General features: G+C 72.1%; 15 protein-coding genes. 7 read left to right on the top strand and 8 right to left on the bottom strand.

Going from position 1 to position 15832, the window contains the following annotated elements; all coding sequences use genetic code 11:
• Window positions 1–15: 15 nt before the first annotated feature.
• Entirely contained in the window at window positions 16–855 is an 840-nt protein-coding gene (locus Q5762_RS10320) for a hypothetical protein (RefSeq protein WP_315891804.1), read from the top strand.
• Window positions 856–919: 64 nt separating this feature from the next.
• On the opposite strand, the gene Q5762_RS10315 is transcribed toward Q5762_RS10320, so the two are convergent.
• Window positions 920–2362 carry a PLP-dependent aminotransferase family protein gene (locus Q5762_RS10315; RefSeq protein ID WP_315891702.1) on the bottom strand — a complete coding sequence of 481 codons (1443 nt, stop codon included), beginning with the start codon at window positions 2360–2362 and terminating at the stop codon, window positions 920–922.
• A 47-nt stretch (window positions 2363–2409) separates the two neighbouring features.
• Here Q5762_RS10315 and Q5762_RS10310 point away from each other — a divergent pair, with 47 nt between their 5' ends.
• The gene (locus Q5762_RS10310; RefSeq protein ID WP_315891701.1) at window positions 2410–2925 is read left to right on the top strand and encodes a carboxymuconolactone decarboxylase family protein; all 516 of its coding nucleotides are present in this window, start codon (window positions 2410–2412) and stop codon (window positions 2923–2925) included.
• A 75-nt stretch (window positions 2926–3000) separates the two neighbouring features.
• Here the strand turns inward: Q5762_RS10310 and Q5762_RS10305 are convergent, their stop codons facing one another.
• From Q5762_RS10305 to Q5762_RS10290, 4 genes are all read right to left on the bottom strand, one after another.
• Window positions 3001–3990, bottom strand: coding sequence for a malate dehydrogenase (locus tag Q5762_RS10305; protein WP_315891700.1), 990 nt, complete (start codon window positions 3988–3990; stop codon window positions 3001–3003).
• A 175-nt stretch (window positions 3991–4165) separates the two neighbouring features.
• Window positions 4166–5263 (bottom strand): DUF2690 domain-containing protein, encoded by a 1098-nt coding sequence (locus Q5762_RS10300; RefSeq protein ID WP_315891699.1) that lies wholly within the window; start codon window positions 5261–5263, stop codon window positions 4166–4168.
• A gap of 255 nt (window positions 5264–5518) precedes the next feature.
• Window positions 5519–6157: a DUF3017 domain-containing protein gene (locus Q5762_RS10295; RefSeq protein ID WP_315891698.1), complete on the bottom strand. Its 639-nt coding sequence runs from the start codon at window positions 6155–6157 to the stop codon at window positions 5519–5521.
• Between the two features lie 2 nt (window positions 6158–6159).
• A complete protein-coding gene (locus Q5762_RS10290; protein ID WP_315891697.1) occupies window positions 6160–7020 on the bottom strand; it encodes a bifunctional methylenetetrahydrofolate dehydrogenase/methenyltetrahydrofolate cyclohydrolase in 861 nt (286 codons plus the stop codon).
• 268 nt (window positions 7021–7288) lie between these two features.
• Here Q5762_RS10290 and Q5762_RS10285 point away from each other — a divergent pair, with 268 nt between their 5' ends.
• Window positions 7289–7873 (top strand): hypothetical protein, encoded by a 585-nt coding sequence (locus Q5762_RS10285; protein ID WP_315891696.1) that lies wholly within the window; start codon window positions 7289–7291, stop codon window positions 7871–7873.
• A gap of 99 nt (window positions 7874–7972) precedes the next feature.
• Here the strand turns inward: Q5762_RS10285 and Q5762_RS10280 are convergent, their stop codons facing one another.
• Entirely contained in the window at window positions 7973–9427 is a 1455-nt protein-coding gene (locus tag Q5762_RS10280) for a DUF2079 domain-containing protein (protein WP_315891695.1), read from the bottom strand.
• Window positions 9428–9592: 165 nt separating this feature from the next.
• Here Q5762_RS10280 and Q5762_RS10275 point away from each other — a divergent pair, with 165 nt between their 5' ends.
• The 4 genes from Q5762_RS10275 to Q5762_RS10260 all read left to right on the top strand — a co-directional run bounded on the left by Q5762_RS10275 (window position 9593) and on the right by Q5762_RS10260 (window position 13316).
• A complete protein-coding gene (locus Q5762_RS10275; RefSeq protein ID WP_315891694.1) occupies window positions 9593–10339 on the top strand; it encodes an FHA domain-containing protein in 747 nt (248 codons plus the stop codon).
• Complete coding sequence (locus Q5762_RS10270) at window positions 10336–11742, top strand: protein kinase domain-containing protein (protein ID WP_315891693.1); 1407 nt, start codon at window positions 10336–10338, stop codon at window positions 11740–11742. The genes Q5762_RS10275 and Q5762_RS10270 overlap by 4 nt, the downstream gene beginning before the upstream one ends.
• Before the next feature lie 99 nt (window positions 11743–11841).
• Window positions 11842–12750, top strand: coding sequence for a hypothetical protein (locus Q5762_RS10265; RefSeq protein ID WP_315891692.1), 909 nt, complete (start codon window positions 11842–11844; stop codon window positions 12748–12750).
• Window positions 12751–12824: 74 nt separating this feature from the next.
• Window positions 12825–13316, top strand: a complete 492-nt coding sequence (locus tag Q5762_RS10260) for a hypothetical protein (RefSeq protein ID WP_315891691.1) — start codon at window positions 12825–12827, stop codon at window positions 13314–13316.
• 68 nt (window positions 13317–13384) lie between these two features.
• Here Q5762_RS10260 and purH read toward each other — a convergent pair whose 3' ends face one another.
• Window positions 13385–14947 carry a bifunctional phosphoribosylaminoimidazolecarboxamide formyltransferase/IMP cyclohydrolase gene (purH, locus tag Q5762_RS10255; RefSeq protein ID WP_315891690.1) on the bottom strand — a complete coding sequence of 521 codons (1563 nt, stop codon included), beginning with the start codon at window positions 14945–14947 and terminating at the stop codon, window positions 13385–13387.
• Window positions 14944–15567: a phosphoribosylglycinamide formyltransferase gene (gene purN / locus Q5762_RS10250; RefSeq protein WP_315891689.1), complete on the bottom strand. Its 624-nt coding sequence runs from the start codon at window positions 15565–15567 to the stop codon at window positions 14944–14946. The genes purH and purN overlap by 4 nt, the downstream gene beginning before the upstream one ends.
• Window positions 15568–15832 lie beyond the last annotated feature (265 nt).

Here is a 15832-nt window from a genome sequence, read left to right as displayed (position 1 = left end):
TTCGTGCTCTTTGGGATGATCTGCGCTCTGGGTTCCTCGGTCTGTTTCGGCATGGCGTCGGTGTTTCAGGCACTCGGCGCGCGGGAGGCGACGCCCGGGACCGGCGCCGGCGTCGACGTGGCCCTGCAACTGCGGGTGATGCGGCAGTGGCGATATCTGGCCGGGCTCTCGATGGACGGCATCGGCTTCGGGCTCCAGGTCGTCGCCCTGCTGACACTGCCGATCTACATGGTGGGGGCGGCGCTCGCCGCGAGCCTGGCGGTCACAGCGGTGGCGGCCTCATGGCTGCTCAAGGTCCGGCTGCACCTGATGGAGTGGGCGGCGGTGGGCGTGGTGTGCGTGGGGCTCACGATGCTCGCGCTCGCCTCGGGCGACGAGGGCGAGCAGAGCTCGTCGGAGGCGCTGCGGTGGGCGATGCTCGCGGCGGCGTTCGGGGTACTGGGGCTCGGCGCGGCCGCGGGGCGGCTGCCCGGCCGGCCGCGGGCGCTGGCCCTGGGACTGTGCGCGGGCTTCGGCTTCGGGGTGGTGGAGGTGGCGGTCCGGCTGATCGACAGCTGGTCCCTCACGAACCCCGCGGTGTACGCGCTTCTCCTGGGCGGCGGGACGGCGTACGTGCTGCTGACCTCCGCGCTCCAGCGGGGCTCGGTCACGACGGCGACGGCGGGCGCGGTCCTCGGCGAAACGATCGGTCCGGCGCTGGTGGGGGTGGTGTGGCTGGGCGACCGGACGCGGGAGGGGCTGGCGTGGCTGGCGATCCTCGGCTTCACGGTGGCGGTGACCGCGGCGTTGGTGCTGGCGCGGTTCGGGGAGGTGCCGGTGCCCGAACCGGCCCGGACGGAGACCCCGACGCCGTGACACCCCGGCCCCGCGTACCCCGGCCCCGCGTACCCCGGCGGGGTGACACCCCGTCGGGGGGAGGTCAGGCCGGGAGGACTCGGCCCAGGGCCGACAGGGTGCCGGACCAGGCGCTGTCCGGGGGTGTCGCGTAGCCGACCACCAGGCCGTCCTGGGTGTGGGGTACGGACGGGTGGCGGAAGCGGTCGAGGCCGAGGACCGCCAGGCCCTGCCACGCGGCCGAGCGGACGACCTCCCGCTCCTGCCCCGGGGGGAGTTCCAGGACCGCGTGGAGGCCGGCCGCGATGCCGCTCACCCGGGTCGTCGGCGACTGCGCGGCCACCGCCGCCACGAGCTCGTCGCGCCGCCGCCGGTACCGCAGCCGCATCGCCCGTACATGACGGTCGTACGCCCCCGAGCCGAGGAACTCCGCGAACGTCAGCTGGTCCAGCGCGCTGCCCGTCCAGTCCACGTGCCCCTTCGCCGCCACCACCTCGCCCACCAGCCCCTCCGGCACCACCATCCACCCCAACCGCAGCGCCGGCGCCAGGGACTTGCTGGCGGTGCCCAGGTAGACGACCCGCTCCGGGTCGAGGCCCTGGAGCGCGCCCACCGGCTGGCGGTCGTAGCGGAACTCCCCGTCGTAGTCGTCCTCCAGGACCAGCCCGCCCGAGGACCGCGCCCAGTCGATCGCCGCCACCCGCCGGTCGGGATGGAGCGCCCCGCCGCGCGGGAACTGGTGCGCGGCCGTCATCAGGACCGCGCCCACGCCCTTCATCCCGGCCAGGCCCTCGGTCCGCGTCCCAAGCGCGTCGTACGGCAGCGCCGGCAGCCGCAACCCCACCCGGGTCAGCAACTCCCAGTGCACATCGAGCCCGTACGACTCGACCGCCACCTCCCGCACCTTCCGCGCCCGCAGCACCTCCGCCATCAGTCGCAGCCCGTGCACGAACCCCGAACAGATCACGATCCGTTCCGGCCGCGCGTACACGCCCCGCGCCCGCGCGAGGTACTCGGCGAGCACCGTCCGCAGTTCGATCCGGCCGCGCGGATCGCCGTACCCGAAGGCCTCGTTCGGCGCCGCCGTCAGCGCCCGCCGGGACGCCTTGAGCCACTCGGCACGCGGGAAGGACGCCAGGTCCGGCACGCCCGGCTTCAGGTCGTACGCCGGCCGGGACCTGGCCCTCCGGGCCGAAGGAGTCGCGGGCGTAGCGGGGCGCGCGCCCGCACCGCTCGTCGGCCGGCGCGGCACCGACCGCTGCGCGACCCGCGTCCCGGAGCCCTGCCGGGCGGTCAGCCAGCCCTCGGCGACCAGCTCGGCGTACGCGTCGGCGACCGTGTTGCGGGCGATCCCCAGGTCCGCGGCGAGCGAGCGCGAGGACGGCAGCCGTACGCCCGCCGCAAGCCGCCCGCTGCGCACCGCCTCCCGCAGCGCGTCCATGAGCCCGGCGCGAAGCCCCGGTCCGCGCCCCGCTCCACTCAGGTCAAGGTGCAGGTCCGCGCCGAAAGTGGCCCACTCTTCCGCCATACAAATGGACCATACTCCTGCGCCATCCCGCTCGTACGGTGAGAGACATGACGACGACCACCGCCTCAGACGCCACCACCGCCGAGTACGCCCACGAGCACGCCCCGCGCCTCAACTTCGGCGAGCGCGTGCCCGAGTTCTACCGGGCCATGCTGCGCCTCGAACAGGCCGCGGCCAAGGACATCGACCCCACGCTCTACCACCTGATCAAGATCAGGGCCTCGCAGGTCAACCACTGCGCCTTCTGCATCGACATGCACGCCAAGGACGCCCTCGCCGACGGCGAGTCGGTGGAGCGGATCGTCCAGCTCTCCGCCTGGGCGGAGTCGCGGCACTTCTACACCGAGCGCGAGCTCGCCGCGCTGGAGCTGACCGAGGCCGTCACGGTCCTCACCGACGGCTTCGTCCCCGACGAGGTGTACGCGCGGGCCGCCGCCCACTTCGACGAGGCGGACCTCGCCCGGGTCATCGCCGCCATCACCGTCATCAACGCCTGGAACCGCATCGCCGTCACCACCCGGATGACGCCCGGCCACTACACCCCCGGCCAGTTCAAGAAGTAGCGCCCCACGGCAAGACGAACCGCCCCTGGCCCGAAGGCCAGGGGCGGTTCGTCGTTCGGTCTCAGCCGGTCAGGCTCAGATCAGGCCGAGCTCGCGGACCGCGTCGCGCTCCTCCGCCAGCTCCTGCACCGAGGCGTCGATGCGGGCGCGGGAGAACGCGTTGATGTCCAGGCCCTGGACGATCTCGTACGTGCCGTCCTTGCAGGTGACGGGGAACGAGGAGATCAGGCCCTCCGCGACGCCGTACGAGCCGTCCGACGGGATGCCCATGGAGGTCCAGTCGCCCTCGGCGGTGCCGTTGACCCAGGTGTGGACGTGGTCGATGGCGGCGTTCGCGGCCGAGGCGGCCGAGGACGCGCCACGGGCCTCGATGATCGCGGCGCCGCGCTTGGCGACGGTCGGGATGAAGGTGTCGGCCAGCCACTGCTCGTCGTTGACGACCTCGGCCGCGTTCTTGCCCGCGATGTCCGCGTGGAAGATGTCCGGGTACTGGGTCGCCGAGTGGTTGCCCCAGATGGTGAGGCGCTTGATGTCCTCGACGGACGCGCCGGTCTTGGCCGCCAGCTGCGAGAGCGCGCGGTTGTGGTCCAGGCGGGTCATCGCGGTGAAGCGCTCGGCCGGTACGTCCGGGGCCGCCGCCTGGGCGATCAGGGCGTTGGTGTTGGCCGGGTTGCCGACGACGAGGACCTTGATGTCGTCCGCGGCGTGGTCGTTGATGGCCTTGCCCTGCGGCTTGAAGATGCCACCGTTGGCGGCGAGCAGGTCACCGCGCTCCATGCCCTTGGTCCGCGGGCGGGCGCCGACGAGCAGCGCCACGTTCGCACCCTCGAAGCCCTGGTTCGGGTCGTCGAAGATGTCGATGCCCTTGAGCAGCGGGAAGGCGCAGTCGTCGAGCTCCATGGCGGTGCCCTCGGCGGCCTTCACGCCCTGCGGGATCTCGAGGAGGCGCAGCTTGACCGGCACGTCCGCGCCGAGCAGGTGGCCGGAGGCGATGCGGAACAGCAGCGCGTAGCCGATCTGGCCGGCCGCGCCGGTCACGGTGACATTCACGGGAGTGCGGGTCATGGCGATCTCCGTAAGACAGCTGGCGGGTGGGGGTCCCTGCCCCGGGTGCTGGACAGCTCTTCTTGATCGATCGGTGTCTCGACGTGAAGAGATATTCCAGCGGTCAGGCTATCCGACCCGGGACCGGTCGAACCCCCACCCCCTTGTGGTCCGGCTCACTGCCACCCGACCGGGGTCAACGGCCGCCGACACACGTCCGGGCGCCGTCCGTGAGCGTCGCGCACGCGGTCGCGTCCGTTCCCTCCTCGACGGCGACCATCGGGCTGTACGCGTCGTTGTCCGCGCCCACGGTCACCTCCTGGTCGGCGGGCGAACCGGCCGCCGTGACGCGCAGCGTGTCGCCGGGCGCGGCGCCGGTGATCCGGGCCCAGGCGGCCCCGCACGTCCTGCTGAACCGCACCTCAAGGAGACCGCCCGCACCGACCGGCGTACGGGAGACGGTGGTGGCGAACGTACCTCCGCAGCCCATGACTTCGGGGTCCTGGCCGGTACATCCGGCACCCGCGCATTTCACCCCCGAGGGGAGGGGCGCGCCGGTCCCGGCGGCGGGGGGTGTGGTGGGGGTACCGGCGCCTGCCGCACCTCGGTCACCGGTGCCGCCGCCGAGGTCGGCGAGGAGGACGGCCGCGGTGACGACGAGCGCGGCACCGAGGATCCCGGTGAGGAGGAGGACGACCCGCAGGGCGGCGGCGCGCGGCCGGCGCGGCGCGGGCGGTACGGGAGTCGGCCGTACGGAGGCCGGCGACACGGAAGCCGGCGGTGGTAGGGGAGTCGGTCGTACCGGAGTCGGCCGTACGGAGGCCGGCGACACGGAAGCCGGCGGTGGTACGGGAGTCGGCGGTACGGGAGTCGGTCGTTCGGGAGTCGGTCGTTCGGGAGTCGGTCGTTCGGGCGTCGGTGGTGCCGGCTGCCGGCCCGTGGCGCCGTGGGGGCTGCCGGCGCTGGTCTCCGTCGAGGCGTTCGCGTCGGGGACGGCGTCGACCGGCTCCCTCGGCACCCGCCCGGAGCCGCGCCGGGCGCGCTCGGCCGGCTCCCACATCTCCACCAGTCGGGCGGCGTCGGCGCCGGTCACCTCGGCGAGCGCGAGGACGGCGGCCCGGGGCGGGAGCACCCGGCCGTCGAGGTACGACTCCCAGGCCGTCACGCTGTGGCCGGTGCGGTCCGCGACGGCGTCGACGTCCAGTCCGCTGCGGTCGATCAGTCGCCGTAACCGGTCCGCGAACTCCCGCACACTCGGGTCGAGTCCGTCCGGCAGCGGCTGCCAACGAGGCATGTGCGGCTCCCCCTCGCCTCCTCGCGAGCCTCCTCGCGACCCCCAGCAGGATCCTCGTGCCCAGCATGGCAGTTCCCCGGTGACCGTGGGAGTGACGGAGTGGCGGAATGGTCACTTCCGTGCCACAACGAACAGACGTCTCTTGAACATCATTGGCACGTACATGACCCTCACAAGTGCGGCGCCCGTCCTCCCTCGGGGGAGAGGACGGGCGCCGACCAGGAGCGGACCACCAGCGGAAAGCCGGCCGACCCGCTAAGTGATCGTCAGATGGAGGATGTCCTCCAGGAACGGGATCTTCAGCCACGGGGCCGGCTGCACCATGAGCGCGAGCAGCACGATGAGCCCGCCCATGACCCCGTACGTGACCATGTCGGTGAAGCGCGACCGCACCGCCAGCATGCCGACGGACGGCAGCAGGCGCCGCAGCCCCGCGCCGACGAGCAGGGCGACCCCGACCAGAATCGTCCCGACCCGGAACGACTGCGGGATGAGGTCCGTCCCGACGATCAGCAGCCCCAGCGCGGCGAGCCCCACCACGGTCAGCAGCGGCCACTGGCGCGCGGGCGCCGAAGCGCCGCCGGCCGCGGCCCGCCCACTGCCCTCGGGGCGCGCGGTGTCGGTCGTGAGCGCCGGGGGGCGCCGCGAGCCCGAGCGCCCGGCACCCACCTCGCCCGTCGACGCACCGGAGTCCGTACGGCCCTCGGCTTCGGTGCCCGTGGCGTCGCCGGAGCCCGACGCGGAGCCGGTCGCCCCGCCGAGGCCGGCCTCGGCGCCCGAGGAACCGGCCGACCCGGCACGCACCGAACCGCCCGACGGAACGCCGGACGTGCTCTCGGCGCCCTCGGCGCCCTCGGCGCCCGACGACTCGTCCCCCATCACCCGCGACGTCATCGTCAGAGGGCCGCGGCCGCGCGCTCGGCGGCCTCGACGACGTTGACGAGCAGCTGCGCGCGGGTCATCGGGCCCACGCCGCCCGGGTTCGGGGAGATCCAGCCGGCGATCTCGTTCACGCCCGGGTCCACGTCGCCGAGGATCTTGCCCTCGCCGTTGCGCGAGACGCCGACGTCGAGGACTGCCGCGCCCGGCTTCACGTCCTCGGGCCTGATCAGGTGCGGCACGCCCGCCGCCGCGATGATGATGTCCGCGCGCCGCAGGTGGGCCGCGAGGTCGCGGGTGCCCGTGTGGCACTGCGTCACGGTCGCGTTCTCGGAGCGCCGGGTGAGCAGCAGCGGCATCGGGCGGCCGATGGTGACGCCGCGGCCGACGACCACGACCTCCGCGCCGTTGATCTCGACGCCGTGGCCGCGCAGCAGCGTGATGATGCCGTTCGGGGTGCAGGGCAGCGGCGCCGGCTCGTTCAGTACGAGTCGGCCCAGGTTCGTCGGGTGCAGACCGTCGGCGTCCTTGGCCGGGTCCATCAGCTCCAGGACGCGGTTCTCGTCGATGCCCTTGGGGAGCGGGAGCTGCACGATGTACCCGGTGCACGCCGGGTCCTCGTTGAGCTCCCGTACGACGGCCTCGATCTCCTCCTGGGTGGCGGTCGCGGGCAGCTCGCGCTGGATGGAGGCGATGCCGACCTGCGCGCAGTCGCGGTGCTTGCCCGCGACGTACTTCTGGCTGCCCGGGTCGTCGCCGACCAGGATCGTGCCGAGGCCGGGCGTGACGCCCTTGTCCTTCAGGGCCGCCACGCGGACGGCCAGTTCGGTCTTGATCGCGGCTGCGGTGGCCTTGCCATCGAGAATCTGGGCGCTCATGGCCCCATCCTCCAGGATGACCCCTCGGTAGTTCCAATTCCGTGTCCTCCGCCACTCGCGCGGGCGGCGCGGGAGCGGCGGACAGTGCGGGAGAAAAGTTGCACTCGCACAACGCCCTGCGTACCGACTGGACAAAAAGTCGACGGTACGACGACGATAACGGCGAACTGCCGCGGGCAGTGCCGGGGGGCGAACCGCTCATATGCCGTTATAGCTCCTCCGTCGCGGGCCGCGTCGTCCCCGCACAGACCAACGGAGGAATCCCGCGATGAGCTTCGGCGATCCGAACAACCCCTATGGCCAGCAGCCGCAGGGGCAGCAGCCGGGCTACGGCTACCCCCAGCAGCCGGGTCAGCAGCCCGGCTACGGCTACCCGCAGGCTCCCCCGGTCCAGCAGCCGTACGGCGCCGGTGGCTACCCGGGCGCGACGATGGAGATGCCGGGCGGTGTGAAGGCGGCCCGCGTGATCCTCTGGATCATGAGCGGCTTCAACGTGCTCGGCGCCGTCGCCATGGTCGTCATGTCGTTCGCCATCGACAGCGAACTCGAGAAGTCCGGCGCCACGTCGGCCGACGCCGCCGCGTTCGCGGACCTGGGCCAGGGTCTGCTGATCGGCCTCGGGATCTTCTCGCTGATCATCGGTGTCCTGGGCATGGTGCTCGCCGCCAAGTTCAGGTCGGGTGGCACCGGCGTCCGCGTCTGCACGATCGTCTACGCCTCGTTCATGGTGCTGTTCAGCATCTTCTCGCTGCCCGCGGGCCTCATCAGCCTCGCGCTGGGCATCCTGATCATCGTCTTCGTGGCGAAGGCGGACGGCGCGGCCTGGTTCAACCGCCAGAAGCAGCAGTACTGATCAGCTGATCGCCTGAGCACCTGAGCACCAGCTCCGGCTACGCCGAAGGGGCCCGGTTCCGTTCTCGGAACCGGGCCCCTTCGGCATGCCTGGAGCGGGTCAGCTCCGCTTGAGCACCACGAACTGTCCCGCCTGCGCCGACACCTCGTACCGCGCCTCCGGGTGCAGCTGGGACGCCAGCTGCACCGGGTCCGTCACCGGCTGGGACCAGCCCGAGGAGAGGTCGAGCGCGAGGTAGTCCGGGCTGACGCCCTTCGCGCCGCCCACCCAGTAGACCTTCCGCTCTGCGGTGAGGTGCGCCATGAGCGGCACGTTCGTCTCCACGCTCGCCCCCGTCGGCACCGCGTCGACCGCCTGCCGGGCCTCCAGCGTCCGGGCGTCCGTACGGTACGTCTCCGGGCGCAGCAGCTCCCGCAGCGGCAGATCCAGGGCGAGCACGATCGCGACCGCCGTGACGACCGGGACGGCGACCTTCCCGTACGCCACGAGCCAGGCGCGCGGCGACGTGCGGACGGCGCGGACGCCGTCGACCAGGGCGAGGAAGACGATCGGCATGAGGATGGCGCTGTAGTGCCAGATCATCCCCCAGTGGTTCGGGTCCTGGGAGAGGAAGCGCCAGCCGAGCGTCGGCAGCACGAGGAGCAGCAGCGGGGAGCGCAGGGCCAGGAAGCCGGTGATGCCGACGAGGAAGAAGACCATCTCCCACTTCACGCCGGAACCGAGCGAGCCGAGCAGCACCTGGACGAAGGACACGTCGGCGCCCTCGCCGGTCTTCTCGATCTTGGCCCAGTAGTCGTACTGGCCGACCCGGCTCGCGGCCGGGATCAGGACCAGGACCGTCAGCGCGAAGAACGCGGTGCCGAAGGCGGCCAGGGCGGCGCCGAGCCGCTTCTGCCCCTTCAGGAAGAGGACGGCGCCGACCATGGCGACGGTCAGCCCCATGTCCTCCTTGACCAGGACCAGGGGCGCGGACCAGGCGGCGGCCGCCGTCCACCGGCCGAGGAGCAGGGCGCGGCAGGTCAGCGCGAGCAACGGGACGGCGAAGGCGATCTCGTGGAAGTCGGACTTGACCGCCTCCTGGAGCCCCCAGGACAGGCCGTAGGCGACGGTGATCCCGAGGCCGGCGGCGCGGCTGCCGAGCACCTGGTGGGCGGTGCGCCCGACGACGACGGCGGAGGCGGCGAAGAGCGCGGCCTGCGCGAAGAGGAGCGCGAGCGGGGAGGACCAGATCCAGTACAGGGGCGCGAGGAGCGCCGTCACGGGACTGAAGTGGTCCCCGAGTATGAGGAAGCCGGGGCCCTTGATGTCGACGATCGGCGCCCGGAACTCGGCGTAGGCCCGGACGGACTGGTTGAAGATCCCGAGGTCCCAGGAGGGGGTGCGGAAGTGCGCGTACTGGACCCAGGAGTAGAGGAAGTAGAGCGCGCAGAGCACGCCGGCCACGAGGGCGTACGGGCGCAGGGGCGCCTCGGTGAGCTCCCTCCCGGCCGGCCGGTCACGCTCGGTCTCCGGGGCGGCGGCCTGGGCCGGCACCCCGTTCCTTACATCCAACACCGCGCCCCCACCTACAGCCGCCGACAAAAGAGCAACCCATTAGACCAGAGCGGCCGCGGCCACCGGCCGCCCGCGACGCTCTGCTACCGGGCGGAACGTTCTGCGTTCGTTTATCGCGCCTCCCTACCCTGGCCGCCGCGCAGAACCTCGGGGAAAGGAAGGGCCATGTACAGCATCATCGTGGTGCCCGCACCGACCGCACCTCTCGGAGAACAGGTCAGGCTGGCCCCCGGCGAGCGGCTCCACTTCGGCCGCACGCGCGCGTGCCCGGCCGGCACCGGCGCCGGGCACCATCTGGAGCTCCCGCACGCCGGGGTGTCCCGTACGGCGGGTGAGATCGCGGCGACGGGCAGCTACTGGTCGCTGAGCAACTTCAGCGGCTCCGCGACGTACGTCGTCGAGAACCCCGAGGGCGCCGGGGAGCACATCAAGGTCGCGCCGGGGCGGGTGGACGCGCCGGTGCCGTTCGAGTTCTCGCGGGTCGTGCTGCCCGCCGGCGGTGATCTGGTCGACTTCAGCGTGTGGGCGCCGCGCCACGACTACGTGGAGCACGCGCCCGCCGTCGAGGGCGGCGAGCCGACCGCGCTCGCGTTCCCCCTCGACCGCTCGAAGCGGTACTTCCTGGTGCTCGCGGCGCTGTGCGAGGAACGGCTGCGGGGCACCCCGCACGCGCCGCTGCCGACGGTCGAGCAGATCGCGGACCGGCTGCGCCCGCTGTGGCCGGCGGTGAACCGGGCGTCCGTGCAGTGGAACATCGACTACCTGGCGGTGAAGTTACGGCTCAAGCCGGGACCGGACGCGGCCGACACGGGCCCCCGGCTCAACGGCAAGAAGGAGTCCCTGGTCTCGCTCGCCCTCCGCTTCGACCTCGTACGCGAGGACGACCTCGAGGCCCTGGCCCCGGCGCGATGAGCGGCTTCCCCCTGGCCGTCCCGGGCGGCTACCGGATCGGCGGCTGGACGGTCGAACGACCGCTGGGGGCCGGGGCGTTCGCCAGCGTGTACGCGGCCCGCCGCACCACCGACGACCGGGACGGCCTTCCGGACCGGCCCGACCTCCCGGCGCGGGCCGCGCTCAAGTTCCTGCCGACCGGCACCCACACCCCTCGCCAGCTGCGCCATCTGCGCGAACTGGCCGAGCGGGAGGTGGAGCTGCTGCGGCGGCTGCGCTCGCCGCGCCTGATCCGGCTGTACGAGACGCTGACGGTCGACGACCCGGACCGCCCGGAGCTGGACGGCGCCACCGTTCTCGTACTGGAGGAGGCGGAGCGCTCCCTGCAGGAGCTGCTGTCGGGGACCGCCCCGCCACCGGCCGGGCCCTCGCTGCTCGTCCAGGTCTGCGAGGGCCTGCACCAGCTGCACGCGGCGGGCTGGGTGCACGGCGACCTCAAGCCGGGGAACGTGCTGCTGATGAAGGACGGGAGCGTACGGCTCGGCGACTTCAGCACCGCGAGCGAGCTGGAGGGCACCCACGCGTACGCGCCCGGCTTCGCCACGCCCGACTACACACCGCCCGAACTGCTCTGGGCGGAGCTGGGCGACCGCGGCATGAGGATCCGCCCGAGCGCCGACATCTGGGCCTTCGGCGTCCTCGCCCATCTCGTCCTCACCGGAGCCTCACCGCTCCCCGGCGGCACGCCGACCGCCCGCCGGGACGCGGCGCTGCGCTACGCGCGCGGCGAGGAGGAACTCCGCCTCTCCCCCGGACTGCCGCGGCCGTGGCGGGAGATCGTCGCGGACTGCCTGAGCCGTACGCACGAGGAGCGGGCCGCGCACGACGCGGCCTCGCTGCTGCGCCGGGTCCGGGAGGCGTCGGCCGGGCGGGTGCCGCGCCGCCGGATCCGGCTGCCGCGCGCTCGCCGGCGGGCCGTCGTGGCCGCGGCGGGGCTGGCCGCGACGGTGCTCGGCTTCGCGCTGAGCGCGCTGGGGCGTGAGACGGACGCGGGCACGGGCGCATCGGGCTTCGGTCGCTGTGCACCAGGGGCCGTCTGTTTCTTCAGCGAGCCAGACGGCCAGGGTGAGATGTGCTCCTGGCAGGGCAATTCGCCGGACTGGTCGAAGGGACCGGGACGGTGCGCCTGGGCGGCGGAGATGCCGGCCAGGTCGGTCTTCAACAACGGGAACGTCGACTCGGGCACGAACCTGATCGACGTCGAGTACTACACGAAGGCCGCCAACAAGGAGCTGTTGGGGTGTCTGAAGCGGACGACCCGCACGGACTTCACCACCCCGGTGCAACCCATGTCCCACATGTGGCGTGCGAGCTGCACGTCGCCCTCCGAAGTCCCAGTACGGAAAGAGGAGATCGCCTGGTGAGCCGACCCTAGGAGCTACGAGGTACCCCCCTTCACGTCCGGGGGCCATGGTGTGACTGCGCCGCCGAGGGGCAGCGCAGTCACACGGGGGGGAGCCGGAATGAAGCAGCTGTTCGTTCGCGCGTGCACGGTCGTGGCGGTCTTCTCGGCCGCCGCGACCGGGTGCGCCGCCCAGGACTCCGGCCGACCCGTCGAGGCCCGGCCGGAACGCGACCTGACGCAGGCCGAACAGCTGCGGATCTCGGATGCCAACGAGGTGCTGATCAAGCAGTGCATGACCCGGGCGGGGTTCTCCTACTGGACGAGTCCCCGGCTGAGCCTTGAGGAGAGCCGCACGCTCGGGTACGTGGCGGATGACGTCGACTGGGCCCGCAAACACGGCTACGGCAGCCGCATCCTGGCCAAGGAGGAGCGGGCGCGCCACGCCAACCCCAACCTCGCCTACCGCACGACGCTGTCCCAGGAGCGGCAAGTGGCCTTCGACACGGCTCTGGACGGCGGGCGCGACGCGCCCGTGATCTCGGCCGACGTCCCCTCCGGCGGGAAGATCCAGAAACGCGTGGGCGGATGCGCGGCCGAGGCGGAGAAGCGGCTGTACGTGGATCTGAAGGCGTGGTTCACCGCCGACAAGACCGCGAGCAATCTCAGGCCGCTCTACGTACCGAAGGTCTTGCGCGACAAGCAGTTCACCGCGGCGCTGAAGGCCTGGTCGCAGTGCATGAAACGGGCGGGCCACCCCTACAGCGACCCGTCGGCGGCCCGCCAGGCGACTCTCCGGCAGGCCGGGGGTGCACGCTCGGAGGACCAGGCGTTCGCCGCCGAGAAACAGCTCGCGATCGCCGATGCCACCTGCGCGCGGGACACCTCGCTCCGGGCCATCGGCACGGAGCGGGAGGCCTACTACATGAACAAGCTGCGCGGCCAGTACGGCGAGGCCCTCGACACGAGCCTCCGGATGCGGCGCGAGGCACTCGCACGCGCGGTGAAGATCGTCGGCCCGCGGACCTGACACCACCACAGACCTCCACGTCACCAGCCGTGGATGAGCACACCCATCACCAGACGGACAATCGGGAGTCAGCCATGCGCAAGTTGGGCACAGCCATCGCAGCACTCGGCCTCGCGGCCATCGGCCTCGCGGCCCCCGCCACGACCGCCCAGGCAGCGGAACTGGGTACGCAGGGGGCCGGCTGCAACGCCCAGTGGCCCGGTCGTGACGGCTACGTCCGTGCCTGGGACGGGGTCGACTGCCGGGGCGCGTTCCTCGGTGGAACCGCGGGCAACGACCCCGACTGGAACGCGGAAGGCGGGGGCTTCATGGGCGCCTCCGACAGGGCGTCGTCCGTCATGAACAGCGGCTACTACGGCGGCAAGGACGTCGTCGCCTTCTACAGGTACCAGAACTACGCGTACCAGGACGGCTACACCTGCCTCGCGCCGGGCGAGAAGTACGCGGACTACCTGGGTGACAACCGCTTCTTCAACGGCACTGACGTGGACAGCGTCGACAACGACATCCGCTCCCACCTGTGGGTGTACGCCTCGGCCTGCGCGGCGGGCAGCTGGCTGACCTGACCGGGCACGCGTACCGGGGCGGCCCGCCGGTACCAGCCAGGTACCGGCGGGCCGCCCCGTCACTCGTATCAGTGGAAGAAGTGCCGCGTGCCCGTGAAGTACATCGTCACGCCGGCCTTCTTCGCCGCCTCCACCACCTGCTCGTCACGCACCGAACCGCCCGGCTGCACGACCGCCTTCACGCCCGCCGCCGTGAGGATCTCCAGGCCGTCCGGGAACGGGAAGAACGCGTCCGACGCGGCATACGAGCCGCGCGCCCGCTCCTCGCCCGCGCGCTCGACCGCGAGCTTCGCGGAGTCGACGCGGTTGACCTGGCCCATGCCGACGCCGACCGAGGCGCCGTCCTTGGCGAGCAGGATCGCGTTGGACTTGACCGCGCGGCAGGCCTTCCAGGCGAAGGCCAGCTCCGCCAGCTCCGCCTCCGACAGGGCATCGCCGGTCGCGAGCGTCCAGTTCGCCGGGTCGTCGCCGTCGGCCTGGAGGCGGTCGGTGACCTGGAGCAGCGCGCCGCCGTCGATCGGCTTGACCTCGACCGGGTTGGCCGGGGCGCCCTCGGCCCGCAGGACGCGGATGTTCTTCTTCCTGGCCAGGACCTCGACCGCGCCGTCCTCGTAGCCCGGGGCCACGATGACCTCGGTGAAGATCTCGGCGACCTGCTCGGCCATCGCCACGGAGACGGGGCGGTTGACGGCGATCACACCGCCGAACGCCGAGAGCGGGTCGCAGGCGTGCGCCTTGCGGTGCGCCTCGGCGACGTCCGCGCCGATCGCGATGCCGCACGGGTTGGCGTGCTTGATGATCGCCACGCAGGGCTCGGAGTGGTCGTACGCGGCCCGGCGCGCGGCGTCGGTGTCCGTGAAGTTGTTGTACGACATCTCCTTGCCGTGCAGCTGCTCGGCCTCGGCGAGGCCGCCCGTGCCGTCGACGTAGAGCGCGGCACCCTGGTGCGGGTTCTCGCCGTAGCGCAGCACGTTGGAGCGCTCGTACGTGTGGCCCAGGAAGCCGGGGAAGCCGCTGTCGTCGGCGGCGGCGTAGTCGTCCGCGAACCAGGAGGCGACGGCGACGTCGTACGCGGCGGTGTGCTGGAACGCCCGGGCGGCGAACAGCTTGCGGAGCCCCAGCGTGAAGCCGCCCTCCCTGACTGCCTGGAGGACCGCGGCGTACGCGTCCGGGTCGGTGACGACCGCCACGGAGGGGTGGTTCTTGGCGGCGGCGCGGACCATCGACGGGCCGCCGATGTCGATCTGCTCGACGCACTCGTCGGGAGTGGCGCCGGAGGCGACGGTCTCCTTGAACGGGTAGAGGTTCACGATCACCAGGTCGAAGGGCTCGACGCCCAGCTCGGCGAGCTGGTTGCGGTGGTCCTCCAGGCGCAGGTCGGCGAGGATGCCGGCGTGCACGCGCGGGTGGAGCGTCTTGACGCGGCCGTCCAGGCACTCGGGGAAGCCGGTGAGCTCCTCGACCTTGGTGACCGGGACGCCGGCCGCGGCGATCTTCGAGGCGGTGGAGCCGGTGGAGACGAGGGAGACACCCGCCTCGTGCAGGCCGCGGGCCAGCTCCTCAAGGCCGGTCTTGTCGTAGACGCTGACGAGTGCGCGGCGGATGGGGCGCTTCGTACCTTCGGCGGTCACGGGATTGTTACCTTTCGTCCCTCAATGCGGTAGCCGTGCCGGGCCAGACGCCCCACGACCTCGACGAGCAGCGAACGCTCGACTTCCTTGATGCGCTCATGGAGAGCGTCTTCATCGTCCTCGTCCCGGACCTCGACCACGCCCTGGGCGATGATCGGGCCGGTGTCGACGCCGTCGTCGACGAAGTGGACGGTGCATCCGGTGACCTTCGCGCCGTACGCGAGTGCGTCCCGCACTCCATGGGCACCGGGAAAACTGGGCAGCAGCGCCGGGTGGGTGTTGACGACCCGGCCGCCGAAGCGGGCGAGGAACTCCTTGCCGACGATCTTCATGAAGCCGGCCGAGACGACGAGGTCGGGCTCGTACGCGGCGGTGGCCTCGGTCAGCGCGCGGTCCCACGCCTCGCGGCTGTCGTGGTCCTTGACCCGGCACACGAAGGTGGGCAGTCCGGCGCGCTCGGCCCGCTCGAGACCGGCGATGTTGTCGCGGTCGGCGCCGACGGCGACGATCTCGGCGCCGTAACCCTCGGGGCCTTCGGGGTCGGCGGCGATCGCATCGAGCAGGGCCTGGAGGTTGGTGCCGGAGCCGGAGACCAGGACGACGAGGCGGGCGGCGGCCACTGGGTCACTCTTTCCGTGGTGTTTGTACGGTCGCACGAACGAATCGTGCCTCTGGATACGGGGAACCCTACGAAGGGCCCGACCGTCAGCAACGATACCGGCACACCGGAAGGCCCCCACGGGACGGGGGCGTGGCCGGGGGGTAGCGTCGGGGTTCGACGACACTTGAACCAGTGGGTCGGGTATTGGTTCGGGTAATGCTTCGGCCAGTAGTTGATACGGCAGTTGAGACGCAGTTGAGACAGCAGTTGCGACGACAGAGGGA

Source organism: Streptomyces sp. P9(2023), from assembly GCF_032436795.1.
Classification (GTDB): Bacteria; Actinomycetota; Actinomycetes; order Streptomycetales; family Streptomycetaceae; genus Streptomyces.
Note: the sequence above shows the minus strand (reverse complement) of the source record. Positions and strands in the feature narration are given on the sequence as shown.

Coding starts and splice junctions, on each gene's coding strand:
- Q5762_RS10300 (WP_315891699.1), bottom strand. CDS start 5,263: ATGCCTCGTTGGCAGCCGCTGCCGGACGGACTCGACCCGAGTGTGCGG.
- Q5762_RS10290 (WP_315891697.1), bottom strand. CDS start 7,020: ATGAGCGCCCAGATTCTCGATGGCAAGGCCACCGCAGCCGCGATCAAG.
- Q5762_RS10295 (WP_315891698.1), bottom strand. CDS start 6,157: ATGACGTCGCGGGTGATGGGGGACGAGTCGTCGGGCGCCGAGGGCGCC.
- Q5762_RS10260 (WP_315891691.1), top strand. CDS start 12,825: ATGCGCAAGTTGGGCACAGCCATCGCAGCACTCGGCCTCGCGGCCATC.
- Q5762_RS10305 (WP_315891700.1), bottom strand. CDS start 3,990: ATGACCCGCACTCCCGTGAATGTCACCGTGACCGGCGCGGCCGGCCAG.
- Q5762_RS10265 (WP_315891692.1), top strand. CDS start 11,842: ATGAAGCAGCTGTTCGTTCGCGCGTGCACGGTCGTGGCGGTCTTCTCG.
- Q5762_RS10270 (WP_315891693.1), top strand. CDS start 10,336: ATGAGCGGCTTCCCCCTGGCCGTCCCGGGCGGCTACCGGATCGGCGGC.
- Q5762_RS10315 (WP_315891702.1), bottom strand. CDS start 2,362: ATGGCGGAAGAGTGGGCCACTTTCGGCGCGGACCTGCACCTTGACCTG.
- Q5762_RS10285 (WP_315891696.1), top strand. CDS start 7,289: ATGAGCTTCGGCGATCCGAACAACCCCTATGGCCAGCAGCCGCAGGGG.
- Q5762_RS10320 (WP_315891804.1), top strand. CDS start 16: ATGATCTGCGCTCTGGGTTCCTCGGTCTGTTTCGGCATGGCGTCGGTG.
- Q5762_RS10275 (WP_315891694.1), top strand. CDS start 9,593: ATGTACAGCATCATCGTGGTGCCCGCACCGACCGCACCTCTCGGAGAA.
- Q5762_RS10310 (WP_315891701.1), top strand. CDS start 2,410: ATGACGACGACCACCGCCTCAGACGCCACCACCGCCGAGTACGCCCAC.